Genomic DNA, 10,481 nt, shown 5'->3' on the forward strand with positions numbered 1-10,481 from the left:
GGAAGTCGGTCGGCCGACTTCCTGCGCGGCAAAACCCAACGCCGCCGGCCGTCCGCCGCCTGGCCCCGCTGCCACCAGCGCCCGAGGCTCGGCGCAGGGGAAGTCGGCCAGGCCGACTTCCTGTGCCGCCCGGGAGCCGCCCGGCAATCGAGAAGAAACGCTTCTGCTGCGGACGCCAAGGCGACTCTGCGCAGGAAGTCGGCTGGGTCGACTTCCTGCGCACAGCGAGGAGCAGGAACCCTTCTTCTGCGGCGACAAGAGCGGCAGGGAGGCCCTGCGTGAGAAGTCGGCCAGGACGACTTCTCGTGCGCCAGGGTTCGGCGATGAGGGGAAGCGCTGCCGCATGGGAAGTCGGATCGGCCGACTTCCTGTGCGGCAGAGCCCAATGGCGCCGGGGCGCTGGGAGGGGGAAGGGCTCCGTGACGCCCGGGGGTCGCTCGGCAGTGGAGAGGAAACGCTTCTGCTGTGGGCGCCGAGGTGATGCTGCGCAGAAAGTCGGTGGGGTCGACTTCCTGCGCACGGCGAGAAGTAGGAGCCTTTCTGCTGCGGCGGTCGGGGCGGCGATGAGGCCCTGTGTGAGAAGCCGGCCAGGACGACTTCTCACGCGCGGGATATCGGCGATGAGGGGAAGCGTTGTCGCACGGGAAGTCGGATCGGCCGACTTCCCGTGCGGCAGAGCCCGATGGCTCCGGGGCGCTGGGAGGGGGGAGGGCTCCGTGACGCCCGGGGGTCGCTCGGCAGTGGAGAGGAAACGCTTCTGCTTTGGGCGCCGAGGTTGCGCTGCGCAGGAAGTCGGTGGGGTCGACTTCCTGCGTACAGCGAGGAGCAGGAACCGTTCTGCTGTGGCGGTCGGGGCGACTTCTCGCTCGTCCCGGGCGATTCGAGAGCATCTGCGAAGGCGCGGAATTCGGGCCGTCATCCCGTAGCCCGCCGACCAGATCGCCAACCGCAAACGCAAAGGCCGTCACGGCGGCCGCCCGCCGGCCTTCGACCGCCAGGCCTACAAGCAGCGCAACGGTGTCGAGCGCGGCATCAATCGCCTCAAGAACTGGCGCGGCTTGGCCACTTGCTACGAGAAGACCGCCACCGTCTTCCAGGCGGGACTCCATATCGCGGGCATCTTCATCTGGTCCGCTCGCTGATTCGAGAGGAGCCGTCTGACGATCGTCAGTTCCACGGTTCTCGGTAGGGGCTTTCGCCCAGCAGCTTTGCTGCGGCGACGCAGAGGTCTTCGCCGAAGAGTTGGTTGCTACCCCAATCGGAACCCCACAGGTCGGACGCGGCCTGGGCCACAGCGCGCCAGGAGTAGTCCTCATCGCATCGCCACGTGCGGATCTGGGCAGCCATCTCCGGCGTGATCGTCGCCGGGTCAACAGTGTTATGAGTCACCCCAGCGACCCTACGGACGCGTCGTGAAAGGTGACCACCGGATTTCGCCTTCGCTCACCCAGCGGGCAGGCCCAGGACTTCGAGGACTCGACAGGCGTACAAGGTCGGGGCACCTCCAGCCCCAAGAGATGGAAGTGCCCTCCGGTGAGCCCTCAAGATCCGAAAGAGAGGCCCTAGTCCTCGCCCGTCGCTGCGATCACCACGGCGTGGCCGTTGCCGATTCCGACGATCGCCGCGTCGAACGTCGCCTCCGTGACGGGGGTCCATGGCACCCGGCCCCTCGGGCCCTCCCCGTATGCCGTCGAGCCGTTGGCCCTCCACTGTGCGTCCGGGCCCAGTAGCTTCACCAGGCCGGCGCCGATCGCGTCGGCCACCGGTCGCATCGGGCCGTCGCCGCCCGGGTACACGAGTGCCCGGATTAGGGTGCCGGCGATCCACGGTGGTGCCTCCTCCGGCGATACCGCGATCGCCAGTGCGGACTCCATCGCCCGCACGTCCTGCGGACCGCCGTGTCCGTGCTTGCAGTGTCCACAGTGTGGGTGGAGCAGGCCGGTCGGCTCCAACACGTCCCAGCACAACTGGCCGTGGCTGCGACCGTCGTCCGCACCAAGGTGGACGATCCGGTCGGGCATCAGCTCGACCCATTCCGCCAACCAGAGGTGGAGGTCCGGGTCCGGGCCGAGGTCGTACGGGGGCGGCGGGGTGAAGGAGAGGTTCACGGCGACCAGGATGCCTCACCGGTGTCTGCGGACCTTGCGGGTCCGGGCCTCACACACCGCCCCGACGACGGCCGCCAGGATGATCAGGATCAGCAGTCCGAGCACCGGTGGCCCCGGTGACGATTGTAGTCCCGCAGCAGCGCGAGCAGGTTGATCAGCGTGCTGGCCGGGATGTTGCCGAGGTTCACCAGCACCCGACCGTTCATCGCGGTCTCGCCCGGCTTCGCGGAGGGCCAGAGAAGGCCGAACTCGCGGCTCGCCGAGCGCAGTTCGACGATCAGCTCGATGATCTGCCGGGCGGTGAGGTGCCGGATCGCGGGATCGGAAGGGTGGATCGGGTGGAGGGCGTTCACGCGGCACCGTCCAGCTCGAACCAGACCGTCTTGCCGAGCTTCTGGGGGTCCACGCCCCAGCGGTGGGTGAGGCCGGTGACGAGTTGAAGCCCTCGGCCGGTCTCGGAGAGGGCGGACGGGTTTCGGGGTTCGGGGAGCATGGCGCTGCGGTCGGCGACGGTGACCCGGAGGGTGTTCCGAAGGAAGACGATCACGACGACGGGGGAGGTCGTCTCGCCGTGGCGCCAGGCGTTGACGATCAGTTCTACGAGAGCCAGTTCGGCGTCCGCAATGACACAGGGCGGCCATCCGGCCCTGGTCATGGACTCTCGGAGGGCTTCACGAGAAAGGGTGAGGGAGGGCGAGTTGAGGTGTCGCATGGGATTCTCCCAGCGGTACAGGGGGATTGACGCTCCGTTATGTAAGCGCCGCATCACAGACTGTAGGGCATGAGACGGTACATGTGCGACCCGCTTCAACACATGTGTCGCTAAACGCGGCTGGACTCGCCATAGCGACCAGGTGGATGCTTGGGCACATGCCACCTACACCAAGCGCACGAAGGCAGCGGGTTGGCATCGAGCTGAGGAAGATGCGCGATGCCGCCGGTACGAAGACAACAGAGGCGGCCACTGTCCTCGGCGTGGACCGAACGAAGATCACTCTCATCGAGCAGGGCACCTACGCCGTGACACCCGAGCGGGTGATGGCCCTCGCCTGCAAGTACGGGGAAGGCGACGCAGCGTACGTGGAGGCGCTCGCGGCCATGGTCGGCAGAAGGCCCAAGGGGTGGTGGGAGGAGTACCGCGACATCGTTCCGGCGGGCTTCCTCGACATCTGCGAGTTCGAGTACTTCGCACTCGGGATGTACTCGTATCAGATCAGCCATCCACCCGGCCCCATGCAGTCGGAGCGATTCTGCCGCTCGATCTTCCAAGAGGCCCAGGTGAAGCTGACTCCGCGCGTTGTGGAGACTCGCGTTGAACACCGCATGCGTCGATCCGCGATGCTGATGGCAGACGGGGCCCACCCCTACACCGCGATCGTCCACGAGGCTGCGCTGCACATGCAGTTCGGAGGACGTGACGTCGCGCGGGAACAGCTCGACTGGATGCTGAAGTTGTCTGAACTGCCACACGTCACGCTTCGAGTGGTCAGCTTCGCATCGGGAGGCTTCATCGGGTCTGGTCAGGCCATCTACTACGCACATGGTCAGGTGCCACGACTCGACACCGTCATGTACGACTCGGTGGATGGACCGATCTTCCTCGACTCGGCAGAGCATCTGAACCAGTACCGCTCAATCGTCGAGCAGATGACTGAGCGATCCCTATCGGTTGAAGGCTCCCGCGATCTGATCGCGAAGATCAAGAAGGAGATGTAACCGATGGACCACCTGCTCTGGACGCGCCCTGCTGCTTGCGCTAATTCGGGAAATTGCCCTGAGGTGGCAATCGCCGATGGCGGCGTCTACATACGCAGCAGCCTCAAGCCGGCAGCCGTCGCCGAACTCACTCCTTCCGAATGGCGGGATCTGGTCGCTGCGATCCGGGCCGGGGAGTTCGACCTCTAACCACGGGGTAGCGGGGCCATCATGAACACGACCATGCGGAACGTCCTCGTCTCCCTCGCTACCGTCGCGGCGCTCGGCGTTGTCGCTGCCCCGGTGGCCTCCGCCGCTCCCTCCGTCTCCTCCTCCACCCGCAACCCCTCCACCGTCAAGGCCGCCGACTACAACCAGGCCCGCAGCATCCTCGCCAACGCCGGCAGCAAGACCGCCGCCAAGTCCCACCCCGTCCACGGCAAGCCCGACGTCCCCGTCTCCTACGGCACCTCCCTCCTCGCCTCCGCTCGCGACGAGTTCCGCGCCGCCGACAAGAACCTCCCGCCCAAGGACAAGAAGTCGGACATGTCCATCCCCCACTACAACGCCATCCACAGCGCCGCCAACACCATGGGCATCGACCGCTGGTAGCGACGCCACCGGCCCGGGCGACGTCTCCGTCGTCCGGGCCGCACCGGCGATACCCCCGTCACCTCCGGTAGAACACCCTCTTCGACCACACGAACCCGACCGCCGTCAGACCCGTGCACCACGCCAGCGCGCTCCACCCGCTGTTGCCGATCTCCGTCCCCATCAGCAGCCCACGCAGCGTCTCAATGATCGGCGTGAACGGCTGGTACTCGGCGAACCACCTCATCACCGTCGGCATCGAGTCCGGCGGGACGATCGCGCTGCCAATGAACGGCAGGAACGTCAGCGGCAGCGGCGTGTTGCTGGCACTCTCCGGCGTCTTCGACACCAGCCCGATCCCCGCCGATATCCACGTCAGCGCCAGCGTCACGAACCCCAGCAGCCCTGCTGCCGCCAGCCACTCCACGAACCCCGCGTGCGGCCGGAACCCCATCGCCAGCGCCGCGCCGATCACCAGCACCAGCGCGGCCATCGTCTGTATGACGCTCCCGACCACGTGCCCCGCCAGGAACGCCGACCGCGATATCGCCATCGTCCGGAAGCGGTTGACGATCCCCTCCGTCATATCCACGCAGACACCGACCGCCGTGGCCACCGACCCGGCCGTCGCCGTCATCAGCACGATCCCCGGCGCCACATAGTCGATGTAGTTCCCACCACCGATCCCCGCGCCCAACGCCCCGCCGAAGCCGTAGTTGAACAGCGCCAGGATCATCACCGGCATCAGCACGACCGAGAACGTCATCGCCGGATACCGCAGCGCGTGCTTCAGGTTCCGCCGCAGCATCGTGAGCGAGTCGCTCATCACGTACGTCGCGCTCATCGCGCACCCTCCCCCGTCAGCGTCAGGAACACGTCGTCCAGGTCCGCCGTCTCCACGACCAGCGACTCCGCCCGCACGCCCGCGTTGTCGAGCGCGTCCAGCACCGCCTTCACCGTGACCACCGAGTTGTCGCCCGGGATGTCCAGGCACAACCCCTCGGCATCCGCTGTCGCGTAGTCGAACAGCTCGGCCGCCGCGCCGAGTTGGACCCCGTCCGCGAACTGCACCCGGATCCGCCCGCCCGGGACGATCCGCTTGAGCTCCTCGGCCGTGCCCTCCGCCACGATTCGGCCACCGTCCAGCACCGCTATCCGGTCGGCGAGTTGATCCGCCTCCTCCAGGTACTGCGTAGTCAGGAGGATCGTCACCCCGTGGTCCGCCACCAGCCCCCGGATGATCTCCCACATCGTCCGCCGGCTGCGGGGATCCAGCCCCGTCGTCGGCTCGTCCAGGAAGATCACCCGGGGATCCCCGACCAGCGTCATCGCCAGGTCGAGTTTCCGCCGCATCCCGCCCGAGAACGTGGACACCGGCTTCCGCGCCGCCTCCGTCAGCTCGAACCGCCGCAGCAGTTCCTCCGCCCGCCTCCGCCCCTCCCGACGGCGGAGGTGGTTGAGGTCGGCCATCAGCATCAGGTTCTCTTCGGCCGTCAGCAGGTTGTCCACCGCCGAGAACTGCCCGGTGACCCCGATCGCCGCCCGGACCGCGTCGCCCTCGCGGACGACATCGTGCCCGGCCACCTGGGCCACCCCGCCGTCCGCCGGGATCAGCGTGGACAGGATCTCCACCGTCGTCGTCTTGCCGGCTCCGTTCGGCCCCAGCAGGGCGAACACCGTACCCGGGGCGATCTCCAGGTCGATGCCGTCGAGCACGACCTTCTCGCCGTACGCCTTGGTCAGTCCGACCGCCGAGATGGCCGCCATCAGGCCCTCCGCACGGTGATGTCGCCCATTTCGGTCTGCGCCCGGACCTCGACGGTCTCGCGGGCCTCGCCCGGACCCTCCGCCGCGCCCAGCTCGTTGCGCAGCCGGCCGTGCTTGCTGTGCACGTCCAGCCAGGCCGCCGTGCCCTCCGCGATGCCGACCTCCAGCTCCCCGAGGGCCGTCTGCAGCGACACCCGGCCGCGCTCCACCCGGCCGATCCGGATCGGGCCGTGCGCCGTCTTGGCGTCCACCCCGGCGTGCGCGGTGCCGACCTCGATCCGGCCGAAGGACGCGTTCGCCTTGAGCTCCCCGTGGACCTCGCGGACCTCGGTGTCGCCGGTGCTGTTCTTAACCGTCAGCACGCCGAGCACCGTGCCGATCTCGATCCGGCCGAGGCCGGAGACCTCCGCGTCGCCATCGGCCGAATCGAGCCGGACGTCCCCGCTGTCCGTCTTGAGCGAGACGTTCGCCGCGCTCTCCACGTGGATCCGGCCGAGCGAGGTCTTCAGCCGGCAGTCCCCGAGCGGGCCCTCGGTGACGAACGTCGCCAGCGGGGCGTCGGCGTCGATCTCCGAGCCGGCCGGCAGCTCGATCAGGACGTCGACCGAGCCGACGCGGCCGAACACGTTCCGCTTGCGGGGGCCCTTCAGGGTGAGCCGGCCCCCGGCGAAGTCGACCTTCGTCTGCTGCGCGGCCTTGACGTCCAGCTCGACGGCGGCGTTGGACGGCGCCACCTCGGCGACGACGTCGGTGCGCTTGCCGGCGCGGATCCGCACCGAGGCGATGTCGAACTCGATGACGGCGGTGATCGGGCCGTTGGTCTCGTACGTAGGCATGGCTGTCCCGTCCTCTTGGCTTCGAAGGGTGTTCCCGCTGGTCGGAGCGGGGGTGACGTCGTGCTGTGAAGTGGTGCGGGCGGTGCGTGTGGTGCGGAGAAGCGTTACTGGACCCAGCCGGTGAACCCCTGCCCCCGGCCGCGCCGGGGCTGCGGCTGGGGCTGGACGGCCGGCCTCGCGACCGGCTCACCGCCCTCCAGCGCGCCCGCCACGACCCGGACCAGCCAGGCGTTGAGCGAGAGGCCCTCCTGCCCGGCGGCCTCCTCGGCCCTGGTCTTGAGGTGGGCCGGGAGCCGGAAGTTGATCCGGGCGGTGCCACCCTCGTCCGACTCCGGCACCGCGGGCGGCGCCAGTGGCGCCATCGGTGGCGCCATGGGTGCCACCACCGGCTCCACCGCGTGCGGGAAGGCGTCGCTACCGGGCGGCACGCTCACCACGAACTCGGGGTTCATGCCGCGCAGCCGCACGTCCACCGAGCCCGGCGCGAGCTCACGGGTGATCTCGCTCGTGGCGGCCGACAGTGCGTTGAGCAGCGTGAGCCGTACGGCCGACTCCAGCGGCAGCGTCAGCCGCTCGGCCAGCGCGCGGGCTTCATCCCCGCCCGTGCCCGCGGCCACCGCGAGCTCGTTCCGAAGGTTTTCGACGTACGGCGTGAGGTCCATGGCTCAACTATGGCACGGGTATGGCGCCATGTCGAGCGATTAATGGCGCCACTTTGGCGCCACGCAAGCGCCACACGAGTGCCGTACAAGCGCCGTACAAGCGCCACCCCCGGAAACATGGCGCCGCACAACGCGGAACCGCCCCGCCGGCCGAGGCCGACAGGGCGGTTCACCAGGGAAAACGCGGGGACCTAGCCCTGCTGCCACCCCGCCAGGTACGAGTCGATCTCGCCGGCCAGCCGCGCCTTGCCGGCCTGGTCCAGGAACGACGCCTCCACCGCGTTGCGCGCCAGCCCGGCCACCCCGGCCTCGTCCAGGCCCAGCAGCCGCGCCGCCACCGCGTACTCGGTGTTCAGGTCGGTGCCGAACATCGGCGGGTCGTCGCTGTTGATCGTGACCAGCAGCCCGGCCTCCACCATCCGCTTGATCGGGTGGTCCTCGATCCGCTCCACCGCCCGCGTGGCGATGTTCGAGGTCGGGCAGACCTCCAGCGGGATCCGGTGCTCGCCCAGGTGGTCCAGCAGCGCCGGGTCCTTCACGGACTGCGTGCCGTGACCGATCCGCTCGGCGCCCAGCACCCGCAGCGCGTCCCACACCGTCTCCGGACCGGTCGTCTCACCGGCGTGCGGGACGGAGTGCAGGCCGGCCGCGCGCGCCCGGTCGAAGTACGGCTTGAACTGCGGGCGCGGCACACCGATCTCCGGACCGCCCAGGCCGAAGCTGACCAGGCCCTCCGGCGCCAGCTCCGTCGCGAGCCGGGCGGTGACCTCGGCGGCCTCCAGTCCGGCCTCGCCCGGAATGTCGAAGCACCAGCGCAGCACGACGCCGAGTTCCTTCTCGGCCCGCAGGCGGGCGTCCTCGATCGCCTCCATGAAGGCGACCTCCGGGATGCCGCGCTTCACCGAGGAGTACGGGGTGATCGTCAGCTCGGCGTACCGGATGTTCTGGCGCGCCATGTCCTCGGCGACGCCGTAGGTGAGCGAGCGGACGTCCTCGGCGTCACGGACCAGGTCCACGACGCTCAGGTACACCTCGATGAAGTGCGCGAAGTCGGTGAAGGTGAAGTACTCGGCGAGCGCCGCCGGATCGGCCGGCACCTTCGACTGCCCGGCGTGGCGGGCAGCCAGCTCGGCGACGACCCGCGGCGATGCCGAGCCGACGTGGTGGACGTGTAGTTCCGCCTTCGGCATGCCGGCGATGAACGCCTCGATGCCGCGGGCCCCGGTGGGGTTTCCGATCCGACTTCCGTCCGGCTGGACCACGGTGGTTCCCTTCGTTACTTCCGCGCTTCTACGCGCGTTCGCTGTGCCGCCCAGGATAGGTCGCCGAGATCGGGCGGGAGGGCGCGGGAGGGGCGGCGCGGGCGGCACGACCCACGCCGGCGTCAGCCGCCCAGGGCCACGGCCGCCGTGTGGATCAGCAGGCCGGCCAGGGCGCCGACCACCGTGCCGTTGATGCGGATGAACTGCAGGTCGCGGCCCACGTTGGCCTCGATCTTGCGCGAGGCGTCGTCGGCGTCCCAGCCGGCCACCGTCTCGGAGATCAGCGAGGTGATCTCCGTGCGGTACGTGTCGACCAGGTACTGGGCCGCGTCCTGGAGCCAGCCGTCGACCTTGGCCTGGAGCTTGGCGTCCGTCGCCAGGCGTGCGCCGAAGCTCCGCACGCCGTCGCGGATGCGCCGGCGCAGTTCGCTGTCCTCGTCCTCCGCCGCCGCCAGGACCAGCGTGCGAACGGCCGCCCACGTGGAGGCGATCAGGTCCTGCACCTCGGGCCTGGCGAGCATCTCGACCTTGGCCCGTTCGACCCGGGCGATGGTCTCCGGGTCCGTCTGCAGCTCGGTGGCGAAGTCGGCGAGGAACTTGTCGATCGCGCCGCGGGCCGGGTGGGCCTGGTCGTCCCTGATGTCGGTGACGAACCGCATCAGCTCCTTGTAGATCCGCTCGCCGACCTGGTGGTCGATGAACTTCGGCGTCCAGCCCGGCGTCTTCTGGGTGACCCGCTGGACGACCTCCTCGTGGTTGGCCGTCAGCCAGCCGTGCGCGCGGACGGCCACCAGGTCGACCACGCCGTGGTGCCCGCCGTCCGCGACGACCTTCCCCAGCATCCGGCCCATCGGCTCGGCCACCGACGTGGCCGCCGCCCGCCTGGTCACCGCCTCGCCCACGACCGCCTGCACGTCGTCGTCGCGCAGCACAGCGAGCACACCGCGCAGCGCCGCCGACGCCTCCTTGGTGACCCGCTCGGCACTGCCGGGCGCGGCCAGCCACTCCCCCAGCCTGCGCGCGATGCCGAGCGCGGCGAGCCGGGTGCGGACCACGTGACCGGCGAGGAAGTTCTCCCCGACGAAGTCGCCCAGCGTGCGCCCGAAGGCGTCCTTCTTGGTCGGGATGATCGCGGTGTGCGGGATCGGCAGGCCGAACGGGCGGCGGAACAGCGCCGTCACCGCGAACCAGTCGGCCAGCGCGCCGACCATGCCCGCCTCCGCGGCGGCGGCCACGTACCCGGCCCAGGCGCCCGCGCCGGCCGCCTTGGCCCACGTGGACAGGGCGAAGACCAGGGTCGCGAAGGCCAGCAGGCCGGTCGCGATGGTCTTCATCCGGCGGACGCCGCGTCTCTTCTCCTCGTCGGCCGCGGTGAACCGGACACCGGGGCCGGTCCCGCTGAAGGCTTCGTCACTCACCCCGCCAGTCTGCCCGCTGGGCAGCGCGAGCGGGGGCGCGCCCCGCGATCACGCGCCCCCGACGCCCCGGCTCATGCGCCGCTCGAGAGAATCACGCACCCCTGAAGCCTCGGCTCACGCGCCCGGCGACGTTCCCCCGCAC

At 69.6% G+C, this 10,481-nt stretch carries 13 protein-coding genes and 1 pseudogene; 4 read left to right on the plus strand and 10 right to left on the minus strand.

What is annotated here, in order from left to right:
* Nucleotides 1-947: 947 nt before the first annotated feature.
* Nucleotides 948-1,142: pseudogene (locus tag AB0O00_RS02800) on the plus strand (transposase); the annotation flags it as partial.
* A gap of 25 nt (nt 1,143-1,167) precedes the next feature.
* On the opposite strand, the gene AB0O00_RS02805 reads toward AB0O00_RS02800, so the two are convergent.
* The 4 genes from AB0O00_RS02805 to AB0O00_RS02820 form a co-directional block, all read right to left on the minus strand.
* On the minus strand, nt 1,168-1,347 hold the full coding sequence (locus tag AB0O00_RS02805) for a hypothetical protein (RefSeq protein ID WP_363648294.1): 180 nt from the start codon (nt 1,345-1,347) through the stop codon (nt 1,168-1,170).
* A gap of 215 nt (nt 1,348-1,562) precedes the next feature.
* Entirely contained in the window at nt 1,563-2,108 is a 546-nt protein-coding gene (locus tag AB0O00_RS02810) for a hypothetical protein (protein ID WP_363648295.1), read from the minus strand.
* Between the two features lie 89 nt (nt 2,109-2,197).
* The gene (locus AB0O00_RS02815; protein ID WP_363648296.1) at nt 2,198-2,461 is read right to left on the minus strand and encodes a hypothetical protein; all 264 of its coding nucleotides are present in this window, start codon (nt 2,459-2,461) and stop codon (nt 2,198-2,200) included.
* Nucleotides 2,458-2,874 carry an ATP-binding protein gene (locus AB0O00_RS02820; RefSeq protein ID WP_363648334.1) on the minus strand — a complete coding sequence of 139 codons (417 nt, stop codon included), beginning with the start codon at nt 2,872-2,874 and terminating at the stop codon, nt 2,458-2,460. Before AB0O00_RS02820 ends, AB0O00_RS02815 begins: the two co-directional genes overlap by 4 nt.
* Nucleotides 2,875-2,978: 104 nt before the next feature.
* Here AB0O00_RS02820 and AB0O00_RS02825 point away from each other — a divergent pair, with 104 nt between their 5' ends.
* From AB0O00_RS02825 to AB0O00_RS02835, 3 genes are read left to right on the plus strand one after another with little or no spacing between them, the layout of a single operon-like run.
* Entirely contained in the window at nt 2,979-3,824 is an 846-nt protein-coding gene (locus tag AB0O00_RS02825) for a helix-turn-helix transcriptional regulator (RefSeq protein ID WP_363648297.1), read from the plus strand.
* 3 nt (nt 3,825-3,827) lie between these two features.
* Entirely contained in the window at nt 3,828-4,013 is a 186-nt protein-coding gene (locus AB0O00_RS02830; RefSeq protein WP_363648298.1) for a DUF397 domain-containing protein, read from the plus strand.
* A gap of 21 nt (nt 4,014-4,034) precedes the next feature.
* Nucleotides 4,035-4,415: a hypothetical protein gene (locus tag AB0O00_RS02835; RefSeq protein ID WP_363648299.1), complete on the plus strand. Its 381-nt coding sequence runs from the start codon at nt 4,035-4,037 to the stop codon at nt 4,413-4,415.
* Between the two features lie 58 nt (nt 4,416-4,473).
* On the opposite strand, the gene AB0O00_RS02840 is transcribed toward AB0O00_RS02835, so the two are convergent.
* The 6 genes from AB0O00_RS02840 to AB0O00_RS02865 all read right to left on the minus strand — a co-directional run bounded on the left by AB0O00_RS02840 (nt 4,474) and on the right by AB0O00_RS02865 (nt 10,339).
* On the minus strand, nt 4,474-5,238 hold the full coding sequence (locus AB0O00_RS02840; protein ID WP_363648300.1) for an ABC transporter permease: 765 nt from the start codon (nt 5,236-5,238) through the stop codon (nt 4,474-4,476).
* Nucleotides 5,235-6,161: an ATP-binding cassette domain-containing protein gene (locus AB0O00_RS02845; RefSeq protein ID WP_363648301.1), complete on the minus strand. Its 927-nt coding sequence runs from the start codon at nt 6,159-6,161 to the stop codon at nt 5,235-5,237. The genes AB0O00_RS02840 and AB0O00_RS02845 overlap by 4 nt, the downstream gene beginning before the upstream one ends.
* The gene (locus AB0O00_RS02850) at nt 6,161-6,997 is read right to left on the minus strand and encodes a DUF4097 family beta strand repeat-containing protein (RefSeq protein WP_363648302.1); all 837 of its coding nucleotides are present in this window, start codon (nt 6,995-6,997) and stop codon (nt 6,161-6,163) included. Before AB0O00_RS02850 ends, AB0O00_RS02845 begins: the two co-directional genes overlap by 1 nt.
* A 104-nt stretch (nt 6,998-7,101) precedes the next feature.
* Nucleotides 7,102-7,659: a hypothetical protein gene (locus AB0O00_RS02855; RefSeq protein ID WP_363648303.1), complete on the minus strand. Its 558-nt coding sequence runs from the start codon at nt 7,657-7,659 to the stop codon at nt 7,102-7,104.
* Nucleotides 7,660-7,850: 191 nt separating this feature from the next.
* On the minus strand, nt 7,851-8,921 hold the full coding sequence (locus tag AB0O00_RS02860; protein WP_363648304.1) for an adenosine deaminase: 1,071 nt from the start codon (nt 8,919-8,921) through the stop codon (nt 7,851-7,853).
* Nucleotides 8,922-9,043: 122 nt separating this feature from the next.
* A complete protein-coding gene (locus AB0O00_RS02865; protein WP_363648305.1) occupies nt 9,044-10,339 on the minus strand; it encodes a DUF445 domain-containing protein in 1,296 nt (431 codons plus the stop codon).
* Nucleotides 10,340-10,481 lie beyond the last annotated feature (142 nt).

It is taken from the genome of Kitasatospora sp. NPDC093558, assembly GCF_040683475.1.
In the GTDB taxonomy this organism is placed as follows: domain Bacteria; phylum Actinomycetota; class Actinomycetes; order Streptomycetales; family Streptomycetaceae; genus Kitasatospora.

Bases quoted from the DNA above. Each gene is read 5' to 3' on its own strand.
- AB0O00_RS02845 (WP_363648301.1), bottom strand. From the start codon at position 6,161: ATGGCGGCCATCTCGGCGGTCGGACTGACCAAGGCGTACGGCGAGAAG.
- AB0O00_RS02830 (WP_363648298.1), top strand. From the start codon at position 3,828: ATGGACCACCTGCTCTGGACGCGCCCTGCTGCTTGCGCTAATTCGGGA.
- AB0O00_RS02805 (WP_363648294.1), bottom strand. From the start codon at position 1,347: ATGGCTGCCCAGATCCGCACGTGGCGATGCGATGAGGACTACTCCTGG.
- AB0O00_RS02855 (WP_363648303.1), bottom strand. From the start codon at position 7,659: ATGGACCTCACGCCGTACGTCGAAAACCTTCGGAACGAGCTCGCGGTG.
- AB0O00_RS02840 (WP_363648300.1), bottom strand. From the start codon at position 5,238: ATGAGCGCGACGTACGTGATGAGCGACTCGCTCACGATGCTGCGGCGG.
- AB0O00_RS02825 (WP_363648297.1), top strand. From the start codon at position 2,979: ATGCCACCTACACCAAGCGCACGAAGGCAGCGGGTTGGCATCGAGCTG.
- AB0O00_RS02835 (WP_363648299.1), top strand. From the start codon at position 4,035: ATGAACACGACCATGCGGAACGTCCTCGTCTCCCTCGCTACCGTCGCG.
- AB0O00_RS02850 (WP_363648302.1), bottom strand. From the start codon at position 6,997: ATGCCTACGTACGAGACCAACGGCCCGATCACCGCCGTCATCGAGTTC.
- AB0O00_RS02820 (WP_363648334.1), bottom strand. From the start codon at position 2,874: ATGCGGCGCTTACATAACGGAGCGTCAATCCCCCTGTACCGCTGGGAG.